16 protein-coding genes are annotated in these 16,146 nt (G+C 70.6%); 3 read left to right on the top strand and 13 right to left on the bottom strand.

The genetic code is table 11. The features are described 5' to 3' along the window. Positions 1-286: 286 nt before the first annotated feature. Complete coding sequence (locus PKA16_RS12485; protein WP_324403558.1) at positions 287-1,210, top strand: aminotransferase class IV; 924 nt, start codon at positions 287-289, stop codon at positions 1,208-1,210. A gap of 54 nt (positions 1,211-1,264) precedes the next feature. Here PKA16_RS12485 and PKA16_RS12480 read toward each other — a convergent pair whose 3' ends face one another. From PKA16_RS12480 to PKA16_RS12460, 5 genes are read right to left on the bottom strand one after another with little or no spacing between them, the layout of a single operon-like run. Next, positions 1,265-1,501, bottom strand: coding sequence for a hypothetical protein (locus PKA16_RS12480; RefSeq protein WP_324403557.1), 237 nt, complete (start codon positions 1,499-1,501; stop codon positions 1,265-1,267). Between the two features lie 46 nt (positions 1,502-1,547). Then, on the bottom strand, positions 1,548-3,722 hold the full coding sequence (locus PKA16_RS12475; protein WP_324403556.1) for a 3'-5' exonuclease: 2,175 nt from the start codon (positions 3,720-3,722) through the stop codon (positions 1,548-1,550). Further along, on the bottom strand, positions 3,719-4,090 hold the full coding sequence (locus PKA16_RS12470) for a response regulator (protein ID WP_324403555.1): 372 nt from the start codon (positions 4,088-4,090) through the stop codon (positions 3,719-3,721). Before PKA16_RS12470 ends, PKA16_RS12475 begins: the two co-directional genes overlap by 4 nt. Further along, positions 4,087-6,828, bottom strand: a complete 2,742-nt coding sequence (locus tag PKA16_RS12465) for an ATP-binding protein (RefSeq protein WP_324403554.1) — start codon at positions 6,826-6,828, stop codon at positions 4,087-4,089. Before PKA16_RS12465 ends, PKA16_RS12470 begins: the two co-directional genes overlap by 4 nt. 18 nt (positions 6,829-6,846) lie before the next feature. After that, on the bottom strand, positions 6,847-7,077 hold the full coding sequence (locus tag PKA16_RS12460) for a hypothetical protein (protein ID WP_324403553.1): 231 nt from the start codon (positions 7,075-7,077) through the stop codon (positions 6,847-6,849). A 239-nt stretch (positions 7,078-7,316) separates the two neighbouring features. Here PKA16_RS12460 and PKA16_RS12455 point away from each other — a divergent pair, with 239 nt between their 5' ends. Further along, the gene (locus tag PKA16_RS12455; protein WP_324403552.1) at positions 7,317-7,625 is read left to right on the top strand and encodes a DUF485 domain-containing protein; all 309 of its coding nucleotides are present in this window, start codon (positions 7,317-7,319) and stop codon (positions 7,623-7,625) included. Next, positions 7,622-9,349 carry a cation acetate symporter gene (locus PKA16_RS12450; RefSeq protein ID WP_324403551.1) on the top strand — a complete coding sequence of 576 codons (1,728 nt, stop codon included), beginning with the start codon at positions 7,622-7,624 and terminating at the stop codon, positions 9,347-9,349. Before PKA16_RS12455 ends, PKA16_RS12450 begins: the two co-directional genes overlap by 4 nt. A gap of 63 nt (positions 9,350-9,412) precedes the next feature. On the opposite strand, the gene PKA16_RS12445 is transcribed toward PKA16_RS12450, so the two are convergent. The 8 genes from PKA16_RS12445 to PKA16_RS12410 form a co-directional block, all read right to left on the bottom strand. Next, complete coding sequence (locus PKA16_RS12445) at positions 9,413-10,051, bottom strand: 3'-5' exonuclease (RefSeq protein ID WP_324403550.1); 639 nt, start codon at positions 10,049-10,051, stop codon at positions 9,413-9,415. A gap of 10 nt (positions 10,052-10,061) precedes the next feature. Beyond that, positions 10,062-11,879 carry a DUF294 nucleotidyltransferase-like domain-containing protein gene (locus PKA16_RS12440; RefSeq protein ID WP_324403559.1) on the bottom strand — a complete coding sequence of 606 codons (1,818 nt, stop codon included), beginning with the start codon at positions 11,877-11,879 and terminating at the stop codon, positions 10,062-10,064. A gap of 26 nt (positions 11,880-11,905) precedes the next feature. After that, entirely contained in the window at positions 11,906-12,802 is an 897-nt protein-coding gene (locus tag PKA16_RS12435) for an MBL fold metallo-hydrolase (protein ID WP_324403549.1), read from the bottom strand. A 152-nt stretch (positions 12,803-12,954) separates the two neighbouring features. Beyond that, positions 12,955-13,617 carry a 2-hydroxychromene-2-carboxylate isomerase gene (locus PKA16_RS12430; RefSeq protein WP_324403548.1) on the bottom strand — a complete coding sequence of 221 codons (663 nt, stop codon included), beginning with the start codon at positions 13,615-13,617 and terminating at the stop codon, positions 12,955-12,957. Then, positions 13,614-13,850 (bottom strand): DUF1289 domain-containing protein, encoded by a 237-nt coding sequence (locus tag PKA16_RS12425; RefSeq protein WP_324403547.1) that lies wholly within the window; start codon positions 13,848-13,850, stop codon positions 13,614-13,616. The genes PKA16_RS12430 and PKA16_RS12425 overlap by 4 nt, the downstream gene beginning before the upstream one ends. Before the next feature lie 14 nt (positions 13,851-13,864). After that, positions 13,865-14,377, bottom strand: coding sequence for a YbaK/EbsC family protein (locus PKA16_RS12420; RefSeq protein ID WP_324403546.1), 513 nt, complete (start codon positions 14,375-14,377; stop codon positions 13,865-13,867). 141 nt (positions 14,378-14,518) lie between these two features. Further along, positions 14,519-15,133 carry an ankyrin repeat domain-containing protein gene (locus tag PKA16_RS12415; RefSeq protein WP_324403545.1) on the bottom strand — a complete coding sequence of 205 codons (615 nt, stop codon included), beginning with the start codon at positions 15,131-15,133 and terminating at the stop codon, positions 14,519-14,521. Positions 15,134-15,200: 67 nt separating this feature from the next. Further along, a complete protein-coding gene (locus PKA16_RS12410; RefSeq protein WP_324403544.1) occupies positions 15,201-16,109 on the bottom strand; it encodes a hydroxymethylglutaryl-CoA lyase in 909 nt (302 codons plus the stop codon). Between the last annotated feature and the right edge of the window lie 37 nt (positions 16,110-16,146).

Raw genomic sequence — 16,146 nt, 5'->3', positions numbered from 1 at the left:
AGGCCGGGGTGGATCGCTCGAATTGGGTGGTGGCGTGAATTTTGCAGGGCCGACTCCTTAGGCCCAATAATTCATCATTTTTCACGACAGACAACACCGACAGGACGAAGAGGCAGCGGGGGCAAAGGCCTTTTCGTGGATCTGCCGGCCGCTCAGATTCCAAGACGAGGAACGCCTTCGGCACTTGACGACCGATCACAAGGCGCGCTCAGCTTGAGCCCGAGAGCACGCACTCCGGGCACAGGCGCCTTGCTCACACGCAAGATGGCAGCGATGATCCCCTCCCATGACCACTTCTACTCCGCTCCCCGACTTCTCCCACGGCGCCGCCTACACCCGCGGCCGCTTCGTGCCCATCGACGGAGCCTCCATCCCGATCACCGACTGGGGCTTCCTGCGCTCGGACGCGGCCTATGACGTCGTCACCGTGTGGGACGGCGCCTTCTTCCGCCTCGACGCGCACCTGGAGCGCTTTGCGGCGAGCTGCCGGCGCTTCCGGCTCGACCCGGGGATTGATGACGCGCGCATCGCGCAGGTCCTGGCCGAGTGCGTGCGGTTGTCGGGGCTGCGGCGCGCCTACGTGGAGATGATCGTCACGCGCGGGCAGCCGCCCTGGGGCTCGCGCGACCCGCGCCAGGCGGTGAACCAGTTCCACGCCTTTGCCGTGCCCTACGTCTGGATCGCGAACGAGGAACAGCGTGCACGCGGGCTGCACCTGCACCTGAGCGGCGTGCCGCGCATCCCCTCGGCCAGCGTGGACGCGCGCGCCAAGAACTACCACTGGGCTGACCTGACGCAGGGCCTGCTGGAGGCGCTGGACGCAGGCTACGACACGGTGGCGCTGGGCGACGGCACCGGCAACGTGGTCGAGGGGCCGGGCTTCAACGTGTTCTGCGTCAACGCCACGGGCACCATCGTCACGCCGGCCAGCGGCGTGCTGGAAGGGGTGACGCGCCGCACCGTGATCGAGATCGCGGCGCAGCTCGGCATGGCGGTGGAAACGCGGCCCCTGCCCGCCACCGAGTTGCGCGCCGCGCGCGAGGTCTTCCTTTCCACCTCGGCCGGCGGCGTGCTGCCGATCACGCGCGTGGACGGCCAGCCGGTGGGCGACGGGCGCATCGGCCGGGTGACGCAGCAGCTCATCGACACCTACTGGGCCTGGCACCAGGACCCGCGCTACTGCACGCCGGTGGATTACGACACCGTCTGAACACCCCCTGTGTCGCTGCGCTCCTTCCCCCTGAAAGGGGGACACACCCTATGGTCAGGGGGACCCCGACCACGGGTGCTCGCGCATGGCCTGCTCCGCGGCCATCGGAGCAGCGCCGTTGCGCGGGTTGATGGCGGCGCGCAGCGCCAGGGTCAACCGATACAGCGCCAGGCCACGCGAAACGTCCTGATCCAGCGCATCGAAAGCGTAACAACGGCCGCGAAGCAGGCCACCCAAAGGGCCGCGGAGCAGGCCATTCCAGGCATCCGTGACCAGGGTCTCCCTGGGCACAGGATGCGTCCCCCTGGGGGGAAGGCGCGCAGCGCCATAGGGGGGATCAATACTTCAAGCGCGCGTAAAAGGTCTGCTGCGCCGCCTCGCGCGCCTGGCGCAGGGTGTGGATGCCCTGCGCTTCGAGCAGCGGGATCAGGCGCAGCCAGACTTCGGCCGTGACCAGGGCGTCGCCCAGCGCGGTGTGCCGGCCCTGCACCGCGACGCCCAGGCGCGCGGCGATTTCCTCGAGCCGGTGCGAGCCCTGGTTGGGGTGCACCACGGCCGAGAGCAGCAGGGTGTCGAGCACGGGCTGGCGAAACACCACGCCGGTGCCGGCTTCCAGCAGTTGCAGGAAGCGCAGGTCGAAGGCCGCGTTGTGGCCGACCAGCACCGAGTCTTCGGCAAAGGCGTGGAAGCGCGGCAGCACGGCCTCGATGCGCGGCTGGCCCGCCACCATGGCGGGCGTGATGCCGTGGATGGCGCTGCCGGCCTCGGGGATGTCGCGACCGGGATCGACCAGCTGGTTGAAGGTTTCGTGCGCCAGCACCCGGCCGTTGACGATGCGCACCGCGCCGAACTGGATGATGCGGTCGCCGCCGGCCGGGTCGAGCCCGGTGGTCTCGGTGTCGAACACGGTGTAGCGCAGGCCGGCCAGCGGGCGCTCGTCCAGGGCGCTGTCAGGCTCGCGCTGGAACAGGTCGAAATCGTAGTATTCGGGCCGGCTGTCGCGGTCGGCGCCGGCAGTGTCGGCAGCCGCCTCGTGCGCGCCGCCCTGCGGCAGCAGGAAGCGGAAGAACGCCAGGTGCTGGCGACGCTCGCGCTCGAACCACATCTCGCCGTCGTGGCGCGTCACCACGTCGCGCACCGTGAGCGAGGTGCTGTCGCCGCCGGCCTGCATCGGGTCGAGCTCCCAGCTCATCACGGTCTCGGTGCTCATGGCGTGGCCCGTCCAGGCCAGGTCCAGGTGCACGCGCGCGCCGGCCGCCGGCTCCAGCCGCAGCTGCAGCGCGCGCACGCCGAACTCGTCCACCAGCCGGTGCGCGAGGTAGGCCAGGGCCTGCAGCAGCGAATAGCTGTCGATGCGCAGCCACAGGCCGGCGGTCACGGACTCGCTCGTCACCGGACAGCCCGTGCGCGCCTGGATCTGCTGCGCCGCCACCGCGACGAAGTCGCTGCCCGGCATGTCCTGCAGCGGCCAGCGCGTCTCGACCTCGTCGGCGGCGCGACTGGCCAGCGCGTCGATGCGCGTGGCCATGGTCGTGGTTTCCTCGCGCACCACGGCGAGAAAGCGCTCGCGCATGGCCGGCTCGACGTCGTCGAAGCCCAGCATCTCGACCGCCGCGCGGATGTTGGCCAGGCTGGCGCGGCTGCCTTCGGTCAGCTCGTGCAGCACGCGGTCGCGTGCGGTTTCCTCGGCGAAGCTGCGCGTGACGTCGTCCAGCAGCAGGACGAAGCCACTGATCTCGCGCGCGCCGCCCACCCCGCCCTCCTCGGCCGCGCCGGCCAGCACCGGCGCGACCTGCACGCGCAGCAGCTGGCCATCGCCACTGCGCGCGACGAACTGCACGGCCGGATTCGCGATGCCGCGCGCCAGGCGCCGGCGCATGCCATCCAGCGCGTGCTCGACCTGGGCGCGCTCGATGAGGCCATGGATCGAGCGCCCGATGCCGAGCAGGCCGGCCCCCGCGCCCGCCGCGGTGCCTGCCTGCGGTGCCTGGAACTGCTGGCGTGCCTGCTGGTTATAGAGCAGCACGCGCCCGTCCAGATTGCACACGACGACGCTCTGGTGCAGCTCCGACACCAGGGCCGCAAGCCGGTCCTTCTCCTGCTGCACGCGCGCGCTGGCCTGGGCCACCTGCGCGCTCATCGACGCGCGCAGTTCGTCCCGCTGCGTGACCAGGGCCTGCACGCCCGCGGCCAGCGGCTGCAGGCCGGCGTCCGGGGCCTGCAGCGCCGGCGCGTCGGCGGCGCTGGCACGCACGCGCACCTGCTCGGCGAGGCGCGCCAGCGCCTGTGCGGGTGCGCCCACCCAGCGCCGCCAGGCCAGCGCCAGCAGCAGCGCGCCGACGAGCCAGCCGAGCACCAGCATGGGCAGGCCGGCGAGCAGCGCCGCGGCAAAGCCGGCACGCGCCGGCTCCTCCAGCGCCAGCCAGACCAGCGCCAGCACCGCCAGCAGCCAGCCCGCGGCCAGCAGCGCCGCGCCCAGGTAGGGCCCCACGGCGCGCCACGGGAGGTTCATGGCTGGCCCAGCAACTCGGCCACGCGCGCCGCCAGTTCGCGCGTGGAAAACGGCTTGGTCATGTAGCCATCGGCACCCAGCGCCATGCCCTTGGCGACGTCGGTGGCGCGACCCTTGGCGGTCAGCATCAGGATGCGCGTGTCCTGCAGCGCCGCGTCCTCGCGCACCGCCTGGCAGACCTCGAAGCCGCTCCTGCCCGGCATCATCGCGTCCAGCAACACCAGGTCGGGGTGTTGCTCGGCAATCGTGCGCAGCGCCTCGTCGCCATCGCGTGCCACCAGCACCCGGTAGCCCTCCCGCTGCAGCAGGTACTCCAGCGAAATGACGATGTTCGGTTCGTCGTCGGCGATCAGCACCGTCTTGCTCATGCTTGCGTCTCCTCGGGCGGCAGCGCCGCGGCCGCCTGCCAGGGCAGGTGAAAACCGAAGCAGGCACCGGCACCCGGCGTCGACTCGACCCAGATGCGCCCCCCGTAATGTTCCACGATCTCGCGGCTGATGGGCAAGCCCAGGCCAGTGCCCTGGGTGTGCTTGCGCGTGTCGCCCACCTGCCGGAACTTCTCGAACACGTGCGGCTGGTCGGCCGGCGCGATGCCCGGGCCGTTGTCACGCACCGTGACCGTGAGTCCCGCCGCATCCTCGGCCAGCGCCACCGCCACCTGCCCGCCCGGGCGCGGCACGAACTTGGCGGCGTTCGACAGCAGGTTGAGCACCACCTGCTTGAGGCGATCGCCGTCGGCATGGAGCGGCCGCACCCGCTCGGGCAACTGCGCGTGCACCGCACAGCCGGCCTCGCGAAACAGCTCGGCGGTGGCGGCCAGGGCGCTGTCCACCACGGCTCGCAGGTCGACTTCGCCGTCATCCCATTCGATGCCGCCGGACTCGATCTTCGCCAGGTCCAGCACCTGGTTCACCAGGCGCGACAGGCGCTCGCTCTCCTCGGCGATGATGGCGACGAAGCGGCGCTGCTGCTCCGGTTCCATGTCATCCGCGTCGAGGATCAGCTCGGACAGCGCGCGGATCGAGGTGAGTGGCGTGCGCAGCTCGTGCGTCACCGAGGACATGAAGTCGTCCTTCAGCCGGTCCAGCCCCTGAAGCTGCTCGTTGGCCTCGCGCAACTGGGCCGTCGCCTCCTCCAGCGAGCGTTGCTTGTCCTCCAGCTCGCGCGAGTAGGCGCGCAGCTGCGAGGCCTCCTCCAGCATGCGCAGGACGTCATCCGGCGTCAGCACGTCCTCCTCGGCCACCGAGGCCACCAGGGCGCGCGCCGAGGCGCTGCCCACCACGCCGGCGAGCTGGGTCTCGATGAAGTGCACGAAATGCGCATCCGCCTCGATCGCGTCCGCGCCGGCGGCGCCAGCGTGCTGCGCATAGTCGGCCAGCAGCGCCGCGGTGCGTTCGCTGCCGAGGAAGCGCTCGCACAAGCCGCGCAGGTCGACCAGCCGCGCGCGGCCGCGCCAGAACACCGGCGCCTGCTGGTAGACGCCGACGAACTGCTGCGCCTGGCTGGTCTCGGCGGCCGAGGGCGGGCGCCACAGCGACAGGCCGACATACAGGCCCAGATTGGCCAGCAGGCTCCAGAATAGCGCGTGCGTGAGCGGGTCCAGCCCCTGCAGGCCCAGCAGTTGCTCGGGGCGCAGCAGCGCGATGTCCCAGGGCCCATGCGTGACGAAGCCGGCATCGAGCCAGCCCGACTTGGCGAAGGCCGGCAGCATCAGCGTGTAGGCCCAGAGCGCGAACCCGCCCAGCAGGCCCCACAGCGCGCCCAGGCGCGTGGCGCCGCGCCAGTACATGCCGCCCAGCGCCGCCGGGGCGAATTGCGCCACCGCGGCGAAGCTGATCAGGCCGATGCTGACGAGGGCGTAGCCGCTGCCGGCCAGCTGGAAATAGGCGTAGCCCAGCAGCAGCATGCCCAGGATCACGGCACGGCGGATGTTCAGCAGCACGCGCGCCGCGTCGCCGCCCCCGCCGCCGCGCCAGGCGCGCGTGCGCAGCAGCAGCGGCATGACCAGTTCGTTGCTCACCATCACCGAGCAGGCAATGGTCTCGACGATCACCATGCCGGTGGCCGCCGACAGGCCGCCGATGAACACCAGCAGCGCCAGGGCGCCGTGCCCGGTGGCCAGCGGCAGCGACAGCACGAGGTTTTCGGCGTCGATCGCCCGGCCCTCGAAATACAGCAGGCCGCCCAGCGCGATCGGCAACACGAACAGGTTGATCAGCAGCAGGTAGAGCGGAAACACCCAGGCGGCGCGGCGCAGGTGCGACTCGCGCACGTTCTCCACCACCATGACCTGGAACTGGCGCGGCAGCATCAGCAACGCCAGCATGGCCAGCAGGGTGGTGGCGAACCACTGCGGCCAGTCGAACGGCGCGCCCTGCTCCAGCGTCAGCAGCGCGGCCAGCTCGGGCCGTGCCTGGGCGCGCGCCGTGATGTCCGCAAACCCGTCAAACAGGCCCCAGGTGACGAAGATGCCGACGGCCAGGAAGGCCAGCAGCTTCACCAGCGACTCGAAGGCAATCGCCGCCACCATGCCCTCGTGGCGCTCCATCGGGTCCAGGTGGCGCGCGCCGAACATCATGGCAAAGCCCGCCAGCAGCAGGGTCACGTAGAAGGTGCCGTCGCCGAGCCAGGCCAGCGGCGTGCCGGCGCCGGCCGCGTCGCCGCCGAGCAGCAGGGCGTAACCGCCGGCCACGGCTTTCAGCTGCAGCGCGATGTAGGGCACGATGCCGACCACCGCCATCAGCGTCACCAGGCCGGACAGCAGGCGGCTCTTGCCGTAGCGGCTGGCGATGAAGTCGGCGATCGAGGTGATGCGGTTGACCTTGGCGATGCGCACCATCTTGCGCAGCACCAGCCAGCCCAGCACCATGGCCAGCGTCGGCCCCAGGTAGATCGGCAGGAACCAGATGCCGCCGGTGGACGCGCGCCCGACGCTGCCGAAGTAGGTCCAGGCCGTGCAGTAGACCGAGATCGACAGCGCGTAGACCCAGGGGTTGGCGATCAGCGAACGCCCGCGCGCCGCCTGGCGGTCGCCCAGCCAGGCAATCGCGTAGAGCAGCAGCAGGTAGCAGACCGAAGCGCCCAGGACCAGGCTGGCGTTCAGCATGGGCAGGCTCCGCGCCGTTCAGCGCCCATCCGCACCCGGCGCGTCGCGCTCGGATGCCGGCGAGCGCTCGAGCAACCAGGCCAGCGCCGCGATCAGCAGCGCCCACAGGCCGAACAGCGCCAGTGGCAGCAGGGGCAGCCCCCCGGACGCCGCCGGCCGGTCCCACAGGCCCATCAGCGGGAAGCCGAACACCAGCCAGCCGAGCACGAACAGGCCCAGCAGTCGGTCGACGTCGAGTTGCCTGAACATGCGGCCCGTCTCCCAGCGGTCGTTGCGACAGGCGCCCACCGTGCAGGGCGCGCAGCCATCTTAAGCGACCCCGCAGGCCACACCGGAAACCGGCGGCGCGTCCGCGCAAACGGCCGTCAACGCTGCGCCACAAGCCCGTCTCGTCGACATCGACAACCCTGAGAATTGATCTGAAAAACCAAATTTCTCACGTTTCTCAGGCAGAATCCATGAACGCCCATCATCCGAAGGAGGCCCGCATGGCCGATCCCATCGTCGAGAAGATCCAGCGCAACCCCAAATACCAATCACTCAAGTCGCGCCGCAACAAGCTGGGCTGGACCCTGGCGGTGCTGATGTGGATCGTCTATTACGGCTACATCGGGCTGATCGCTTTCGACAAGGAGTTCCTGGCGCGCCCGACCGGCAGCGGCGTGACCACCCTGGGCATCCCGATCGGCATGGGCGTGATCGTCTTCACCGTCGCCATCGTCGTCTACTACGTGCGCCGCGCGAACAACGAGTTCGACGCCGTGACGCGCGAAATCCTCGAGGAAGCGACGAAATGAGCGCGCGCACCCCCCGCCTGATCGCCGCCGCAACCCTGCTCGCCGCGAGTGGCGCGGCCCTGGCCGCCGGCGACGTCGGTGAAACCGCCAAGCAGGCCACCAACTGGACCGCGATCGCCCTGTTCGTGGCCTTCGTCGCCGCCACCCTCTGGATCACCAAGTGGGCGGCCGGTCGCACCAAGTCGGCGGCCGACTTCTACACCGCCGGCGGCGGCATCACGGGCTTCCAGAACGGGCTGGCGATCGCCGGGGACTACATGTCCGCGGCCTCCTTCCTCGGCATCTCGGCGGCCGTCATGTCGACCGGCTACGACGGCCTGATCTACTCGATCGGCTTCCTGGTCGGCTGGCCCATCCTGACCTTCCTGCTGGCCGAACGCCTGCGCAACCTCGGGCGCTTCACCTTTGCCGACGTCGCCGGCTACCGCTTCGCGCAGACGCCGTTTCGCGCCTTTGCCGCCAGCGGCACGCTGGTGGTGGTGGCCTTCTACCTGATCGCGCAGATGGTCGGCGCCGGCCAGCTCATCAAGCTGCTGTTCGGCCTGGAGTACTGGATTGCGGTGGTGCTGGTCGGCATCCTGATGATGGTCTACGTGGTGTTCGGGGGCATGACGGCAACCACCTGGGTGCAGATCATCAAGGCCGTGCTGCTGCTGGGCGGCGTGACCTTCATGGGCTTCATGGTGATGCTCAAGTACGGCTTCAGCCCGGAAGCGCTGTTCGCCGACGGCGTGCGCATCAAGACCCAGATCGCCGAGAGCAGCGGCGCCAGCCCGGCCGAAGCGGCACAGAAGGGCCTGGCCATCATGGGCCCGGGCGGCTTCATCAAGGATCCGGTCTCGGCCATCTCCTTCGGCATGGCGCTGATGTTCGGCACGCTCGGCCTGCCGCACGTGCTGATGCGCTTCTTCACCGTGCCCAACGCGCGCGAAGCGCGCAAGAGCGTGGCCTGGGCCGCGACCTGGATCGGCTACTTCTACATCATCATCTTCATCATCGGCTTCGGCGCCATCACCATGGTGCTGTCCGACCCCGAGCTGTCCGACACCGTCAAGGGCGTGATCAAGGGCGGCGCCGGCACCGCCAACATGGCGGCCGTGCTGGTGGCCAAGCAGGTGGGCGGCAACGTGTTCTACGGCTTCATCTCGGCCGTGGCGTTCGCCACCATCCTGGCGGTGGTCGCGGGCCTGACGCTGTCGGGCGCCTCGGCCGTCTCGCACGACCTGTATTCGACGGTGATCAAGAAGGGCCAGGCCGACACCGCCTCCGAGCTGCGCGTCTCGCGCATCACCACCGTCACCCTGGGCGTGATCGCGGTGCTGCTGGGCATCGCGTTCGAGAAGCAGAACATCGCCTTCATGGTGTCGCTGGCGTTTGCCGTGGCGGCCTCGGCCAACCTGCCGCCGCTGATGCTGTCGGTGCTGTGGAAGGACTGCACCACGCGCGGCGCCATCATCGGCGGCTGGCTCGGCCTGATCTCCTCGGTGCTGCTCACCATCGTCTCGCCCTCGGTCTGGGAAGCCACCCTGGGCAACCCCGCGGGCAGCGCCTGGTTCCCCTACACCTCGCCGGCGCTGTTCTCGATGACCATCGGCTTCGTCGGGGTCTGGCTGTTCTCGGTGCTCGACCGCAGCCCGCGCGCCGCCAGCGAGCGCGCCGCCTTCCCGGCGCAACAGGTGCGCTCGGAGACCGGCCTGGGTGCGTCCAAGGCATCGGCACACTGACCGTCCCTGCCGACAGGGAAAGGGGCCTTCGGGCCCCTTTTCTTTTGCAGGCCAGCTCGCAGACTAGCCGCCGGCGTGCAGCGCCTGCAGCTTGACGAAGGCGAGCGCGGCCATCACCGCCTGGTTCAGGGCGTCGGGCGGCGCGCGAGTGGGCAGCCGGAGCTGCTCCATCATGCTGGCAAAGCGCAGGTCGATCGCGGCCTGGTCGGTCTGCTGGTGCAGCGGCAGCTGGCGAAACCGATGCTCGTAATAGAGCGCCGAGACGTCGATCTTCGGCTGCGGCAGGCCGATGCCGAGCAACGGCCGCGCGATGCGATCGAGCATGGCGACGGCGAACTCGAGGTAGTAGCCCACCAGTGGCCGCGCGCCGACGAACCGCAGCAGGCGCTGCACCGCCTCTTTCGGCGGCGTGCCGGCGGCCAGGTCCTGCTGGCGCAGGCCGAGCGCACGCAGCGTCTCGGCCGGCAATTCGTGGCCGGGCTGCACCACCAGTTCCAGCCGTGCGCTGGCCAGGACGCGCGCGCCGTGGATCGGCACCGCGGCAATCGCGACGATGTCGTCGCGCTGCACGTCGTGCCCGGTGCAGGTGCAGGCCAGCGCCACCCACTGGTCGGCCGGCGGCGCGTCGAACAGGAACTGCCAGGCCGGGTCCTTCAGCTGGCGCTGCTGCCAGCCGCGCTTCACCAGGCCGATCGGGTCCATGAACCGTCGCCTAGATCGAGTTGAGCCGGAAGCGCTGGCGCAGCAGCACCTTGAAGCGCTTGACCACGTCCAGCGCGTCCTTCAGCAGATCGCGCTCCAGCGTCGAGAGCGCCGCCGGATCGACCTCGCCCGACACCGTCTCGCCGCGCTCCAGTTCCGCCAGGCCCGCCTTCAGGCGGATCGACAGCAGCCACTGCAGCGCGTCGCGCAGGTCGCTGCCCATGGTCGCGCTCAGGGCGCCGGCGGCGACCAGGGCATCGACGCGCGCCGTGGTCGCGGTCTCGCGCAGGCGGTGCGCCAGCGCCAGGCTGCGCACGCCGTGCACGAGGGCGAAGATGCCCTCCTTCTTGAGGTTGATGCGCGCCGCGCCGTCACCGAGCAGGCGGTTCCACCAGCCGCCAGCGCCGCCGAAGGCGTCGATCGCAGCGGCAAAGCGCGCCAGCATGGCATCGTTGTCGGTGGTCAGCGTCCACAGGGCATCGCGCACTTCGTCCAGCAGGGCGGCGTCGCCCGCCACCGCGTGCGCGTCCAGGAAGATCGCCAGGTTCATCAGGCTGGCGGCGTCGGGCATCAGCAGCCACTGGCGCACCGTGCGCGCCCAGTCGCCCGTGCTGGCGCGCCAGGCCGGGTTGTTCAGCATCACCTTGCCCGGACAGGGCGGATAGCCGAAGCGCGCCAGCGCCTCGGAGAAGCGCTCGCAGATCTCGGCCAGGTTCGCGGGCGGCTGGTAGCCGCCCCGCAGGATCAGCGCGTTGTCCTGGTCGGTCTTGAGCAGCTGTTCGCCGCGGCCCTCGCTGCCCATGACGATCAGGCAGGAATTGGCCACGAGCTCGGCCGGCGCGATGAAGCGCCAGGCGCGCTCGAACAGGCGCGCGTTCAGGTCCTGCACCAGGCGCGCGATCAGCATCACGCGCGTGCCGCTGCGGTATTGGCGGCCGATCATTTCGGTGATCTGGTGCGCCGCCTCGGCCAGCTCGTCGATGTCGGTGGCGGCGTCGATGCGCAGCCCGATCAACATCGAGTGATTCGACAGGAAGCTGAACACGTCCAGCGCCTCGAGCACCCCCAGTACCTGCTCGCCCTCCTGCACCACGACCCGGTGGATGTGGTGGCGCAGCATGGTGGCCAGCGCGTCGCCGACCTGGTCCGAGGGTCGCACGCGCACCAGCGACCAGTTGGCCAGCTCGCCCACCTGCACCTGCTCCAGCGGCCGGCCCAGCAGGATGGCGCGCTGCAGCGCGTTGGTGGTGAACATGCCCAGGCGCCCCGGTTCGCCGGCGCTGTCCCGTACCAGCACGTTGGTGGTGCGCTCCTGCTGGAACAGCCGCACCACCGAGACCACGTCGGTGCTCGCGTCGACGATGTGCGCCGGCCGCACGAAGGCCTCGTCCACGCGCGACAGGCTGAGCGACTGCAGCTCGCTGCCGCTCTCGCGCTGGCTCGCCGCGGCCAGCTTGGCGCCGAGGTCGGAAAACAGCAGCGCACCGAAGGTCGCGTTGGCGGCGATCAGGTCCTTGACGGTCTGGCGCGCCAGCGCGTAGGCCACGACCTCCTCCTCGGCGAGGAAACGGCTGCTCGACTTGCCGGCCACCAGGGCGCGGCCATCGAAGCTGTCATCGGGGCCGAAACTGGCGACCACCTCGTCGCCGTCGAGCTGCGTGACACGACCCTGGATCACGACGTACAGGTGATCCGGCGCGGCACCCAGCTCGAGCACCGTCTCGCCGGCCTGGAAATACACCAGGTCGACGTGGTCGCGCACCAGCCGCTGCTGCTCCTGCGTCAGGCAGTCGAATGGCGAAGCCGAGAAATTGAAGGCGTTGGGCATGGCGGCTGGCGCTGGCTCGACACCCATCAGTGCGCCAGGCAGTAGCGGCCGTCGGCTTCGCATCGCACCGCGCCATCGGCCTGCAATTCGGCCAGGTGCAGGGCGATGCTGCGGCGCTCGGCGCTCGGGACGTAGGGCAGCTCGAACCCGGGCGGATACAGCAGGCGCCGCTCGACCAGCTCGTCCAGCGTCTGGGGGCGCTCTCGCAGATAGCCCAGCAGGCGCTCGCTGCGCTCATCGAGCTTGGCGCGAAAGCGCTCGAGCGCCTGCAGGAACTCGCTGCGGTCCGTCAGCACGCCGCGGTGGTGCGAGGTGACCCAGATGCGGGCGTCCAGCGCCTTGATGCGCGCCAGGCTGCGCCGGAACTGCCCGAGGTCGGAACTGGCGTCGCCGTAGTAGGGACCGAAGCCGGTCAGGTCGATGTCGCCGATGAAGGCCAGCCCCTCGTTTTCCACCACCAGCGCGCAATGGCCCGCGGTGTGGCCCGGCAGGTGGTGCGCCCGGATGCGCACGCCGCCGCCCAGCTCCCACACGCTGCCATCGACATAGGCCGTGGCGTCGGGGCGCGGCTGGTAGTCGAACTCGCGCTCGATCATCGGCCGCAACTGCGCCAGCACCGCCTCGGGATAGCCGTAGTGGCGCGCCAGGCCGGACCAGGACTGCGCTGCGGCCAGGTCGGCCTCGTGCACCTGCACGCGCGCCCGCGCGAGCCGCCCGAGCGCCACCATGTGGTCCTCGTGCACGTGGCCGAGGATGATCAGCTCGACGCGCTCCAGCGCGGCCCCCAGGTGGCGCGCCACCTGGGGCGTGTCGAAAGCCACGCGCAGGTCGGCGCCCTGCACGATGACCTGGTTGCCATCGGGGTACTTGCCGGATTTTTCACCCAGATGGACCTCAACCGAACCGAAGACCCGATGTTCCATGACCCTGCACGCGCGCCCTGACCCCGTTCATTCTCGCAACAGGCGCCGGGGATTCAACCGGGGGTTTCCCGATCCGGGGTCCCGCACGAGACAATGCCCACCGGCGCGATCTCGCGCACGGCAACCGCGTCGCGCCGCTGCGTGGCCCGCGGTCAGGCTTGATTTCCGGGCCGCGCGCGGGCCACGCCGGCACCGACGTCCAGTGCCTGCGGCCAGAGGGCGTCCAGCGCGGCGCCGTCCTCGCCCCCCGCCAGTTGCGCGCGCAACATCGGCAGCGCATCCAGGCCCCAGAACAGGCGCCCTTCGACGACGAAACTGGGCACGCCGAATACGCCCGCCGCCAGGGCCGCATCGGTGGCGTCGCGCAGCGCCTGCCGGGCCACCTCGCCCCGCGGGTCGAGCGCGGGCGCCAGCGCCTGCTCGAGCTGCGCCAGCCGGGCCGGGTCGTCCGCCGCCGCGCCCGAGCGCCAGACGTGATGAAAGATCGTCTCGACCGCGTAGCGGTTGGGCGCACCCTGCCTGGCGCAGGCCCAGGCCAGGCGCAGCAGCGGCAGCGGGTTGAAGGGATGCGCGGCGGGCAGGCGCATCTCGATTCCCTGCTGACGCGCCAGCCACAGCACCTGCCGATAGGTCCAGTCGCGCTTGGACGCGATCTCGGCCGGACCCAGCTGGCCGTGGTGCCGCAGCAGGCCGGCGAACAGGATCGGCTGGTAGCGCAGCTCGTAGCTCAGGCCCAGCAGCGCCTGCGGCAGTTGCTCGAACGCCAGGTAGGCGTAGGGCGAGATGAAGTCGAGGTAGCAGTCGATGCGCTTCATGGCCCGGGTGGCGCCTCCGCCGCCATTTTGGCTCGCAGGCGACGCCAGACGGCGCGTCGCCCGGCCTCGTCCAGCCCGCGCCATGCCGCGATCTCGGACAGGGTGCGCTCACAGCCGACGCAGTACTGGCGCTGCGCATCGAGCGCGCACACGCCCAGGCAGGGCGAAGGCACGGGCCCATCGTCGCGCTCCGGATCGAAGCGTGCATCGGCGGCCCCGGTCCCCAGCGGCATGGGCCGATCTTCGTTCACGCCGGCGCGCGCGTCACGTCCGCTACCGGCGCCTGCAGGACCAGGAGCTGCAGGTCCTGCGGGCGCAGGCGAAACACCGCGTGCGGATGGCCCGCGGCGGCCCAGATCTCGTCGAAGCGCAGCAGCTCGCGGTCGATCAGCACCACGGGCGCAGTGGCGTGGGCAACCGGCGGCACGCCGCCGATGGAAAAGCCGGTGCGCGCCTTGACGAAGTCGGCATCGGCGCGACCCAATTTGCCCACCAGGGCTGCCACCTTCTTCTCGTCCACGCGCCGGTCGCCCGAGGTGATGACCAGCACCGCGGCATCGTCATCCACGCGCCGGAAGATGATGCTCTTGGCGATCTGGCCCACCTGCACGCCCAGGGCGTCGGCGGCCTGCTGCGCCGTGCGCGCGGCGTCGTCCAGCAGTTGCGGGGCATGCGGATGGCCGGCGGCAGCCAGGACCGCGGCGACGCGCCGCGTGCCTTCCGGCAGGGTTCTGGGTTGGGGATCGGTCAGGTCAGCCATGCGCCGATTGTGCCGCGCGCCACTGGCCGCCGCTGCGCGACCACAAGCACGGGCCGCGGCGCCTGCCCGCACCAGCACGATGCATCACGGTCCCGCCGTCGTCGCGCGGCAAGGTCATCGTGCTTCGAACGCGGAATCGCGTCAACGCTGCGCACCCGCCGCTTCCAGCAGGCGCACGAGCGCCGCCTGCCCGCGCTGGCGCGCGTGCGCCAGCGGCGTCACGCCCTGCGCATCGGCCAGATTGACGTCGGCGCCACCGTCGATCAGCAGTCGCACCACCTGCTGGTGGCGCGGCCCGCCATCGCCCAGGATGATCGCCTCCAGCAGGCCGGTCCAGCCCAGGCGGTTCACGTGGTCCACGTCCACGCCGGCCTCGATCAGGGTGCGCACGGTCTCGACGTGGCCGCGCTCGCAGGCCGGGATCAGCGCCGTGCCGCCGTAGCGATTGGTACTGCGCAGGTCGGCGCCGTGCGCCAGCGTGAGCCTGAGGATCTCCAGATGACCGCGCGCGCCAGCGTAGAGATAGGGACTGTCCTGGATTGCGTCCTGCGCATTGACGTCGGCGCCGGCCTCGATCAGCACGCGCGCGGCCGCCACCTGGTTGGCGTGCGTCGCCACCAGCAGCGCCGTGCGGCCCTGCGCGTCGCGCGCGTCGACAGCCGCGCCGGCAGCCAGCAGGCGCCGCAGCGCCGCCACGTCGCCCTGCGCCGCCGCCGCGTGCAGGGGCGTGCCGTCCCGTGCCTCGAGGTTCGCCATGCCCGCCGCCAGCACCAGCCCAAGCGCCCCGCGCAGCGCGGGGCGCCGACCCCGTCGCGTCACGCGCTCAACCCGCGCGCTTGTTCAGGATGGCGACCGCCGTGCGCGAATTCGGCTTGCGCCCGAGCTCGCCGCTGATGAAGGCGCCGGCGTCGACGAGCCGGTCGAGGTCGATCCCGGTCTCGATGCCAAGGCCGTTGAGCATGAATACCACGTCCTCGGTCGCCACGTTACCGGTCGCGCCCTTGGCGTAGGGGCAGCCGCCCAGGCCGGCCACCGAGGACTGGAAGTTCCACACCCCGATTTCCAGCGCCGCCAGCGTGTTGGCCAGCGCCTGGCCGTAGGTATCGTGGAAGTGACCGCTCACATGATCGATGTCGTAATGGGCCAGCGTCGCCTCGATCGCCTGCTGCACGCGCCGCGGCGTGCCGACACCGATGGTATCCGCGACATCCACGCGCTCGACGCCGATGGCCTTCATCAGCCCCGCGAGGTAGCCGACCTTTTCCGGCGCCACATCGCCCTCGTAGGGGCAGCCCACGGTACAGCTCATGGCGCCGCGCGTGGCGATGCCGGCGGCGCGCGCCGCCGCCACCACCGGCGCGAAGCGCTCGATGCTCTCGGCGATCGAGCAGTTGATGTTCTTCTGGCTGAAGGCCTCGCTGGCGGCGCCGAACACCACGATCTCATGAGGCCGGTCCTGCAGCGCCGCCTCGAAGCCCTTCATGTTGGGCGTCAACACCGAGAAGCGCACGCCGCTGCGGCGCGTAATGCCGCTCATCACCTCATGGTTGTCGGCCATCTGCGGCACCCATTTCGGGCTGACGTAGCTGGTGGCCTCGATCTCCGTCAGGCCGGCGGCCTGCAGGCGCTCGATCAGCTCGATCTTGGCGGCGGCCGGGACCGGCTGCTTCTCGTTCTGCAGCCCGTCGCGCGGGCCGACATCGATGATGCGGACTTGGGTGGGCAGGGACATGACAGGAACCTCGCACAGGAGTGAATCAGCCTAAATC

Origin of the sequence: Ottowia sp. (assembly GCF_035325765.1) — a bacterium.
GTDB lineage: Bacteria > Pseudomonadota > Gammaproteobacteria > Burkholderiales > Burkholderiaceae_C > Ottowia.
Note: the sequence above shows the minus strand (reverse complement) of the source record. Positions and strands in the feature narration are given on the sequence as shown.

Bases quoted from the DNA above. Each gene is read 5' to 3' on its own strand.
- PKA16_RS12485 (WP_324403558.1), top strand. From the start codon at position 287: ATGACCACTTCTACTCCGCTCCCCGACTTCTCCCACGGCGCCGCCTAC.
- PKA16_RS12475 (WP_324403556.1), bottom strand. From the start codon at position 3,722: ATGAACCTCCCGTGGCGCGCCGTGGGGCCCTACCTGGGCGCGGCGCTG.
- PKA16_RS12470 (WP_324403555.1), bottom strand. From the start codon at position 4,090: ATGAGCAAGACGGTGCTGATCGCCGACGACGAACCGAACATCGTCATT.
- PKA16_RS12465 (WP_324403554.1), bottom strand. From the start codon at position 6,828: ATGCTGAACGCCAGCCTGGTCCTGGGCGCTTCGGTCTGCTACCTGCTG.
- PKA16_RS12460 (WP_324403553.1), bottom strand. From the start codon at position 7,077: ATGTTCAGGCAACTCGACGTCGACCGACTGCTGGGCCTGTTCGTGCTC.
- PKA16_RS12455 (WP_324403552.1), top strand. From the start codon at position 7,317: ATGGCCGATCCCATCGTCGAGAAGATCCAGCGCAACCCCAAATACCAA.
- PKA16_RS12450 (WP_324403551.1), top strand. From the start codon at position 7,622: ATGAGCGCGCGCACCCCCCGCCTGATCGCCGCCGCAACCCTGCTCGCC.
- PKA16_RS12445 (WP_324403550.1), bottom strand. From the start codon at position 10,051: ATGGACCCGATCGGCCTGGTGAAGCGCGGCTGGCAGCAGCGCCAGCTG.
- PKA16_RS12440 (WP_324403559.1), bottom strand. From the start codon at position 11,879: ATGCCCAACGCCTTCAATTTCTCGGCTTCGCCATTCGACTGCCTGACG.
- PKA16_RS12435 (WP_324403549.1), bottom strand. From the start codon at position 12,802: ATGGAACATCGGGTCTTCGGTTCGGTTGAGGTCCATCTGGGTGAAAAA.
- PKA16_RS12430 (WP_324403548.1), bottom strand. From the start codon at position 13,617: ATGAAGCGCATCGACTGCTACCTCGACTTCATCTCGCCCTACGCCTAC.
- PKA16_RS12425 (WP_324403547.1), bottom strand. From the start codon at position 13,850: ATGCCGCTGGGGACCGGGGCCGCCGATGCACGCTTCGATCCGGAGCGC.
- PKA16_RS12420 (WP_324403546.1), bottom strand. From the start codon at position 14,377: ATGGCTGACCTGACCGATCCCCAACCCAGAACCCTGCCGGAAGGCACG.
- PKA16_RS12415 (WP_324403545.1), bottom strand. From the start codon at position 15,133: ATGGCGAACCTCGAGGCACGGGACGGCACGCCCCTGCACGCGGCGGCG.
- PKA16_RS12410 (WP_324403544.1), bottom strand. From the start codon at position 16,109: ATGTCCCTGCCCACCCAAGTCCGCATCATCGATGTCGGCCCGCGCGAC.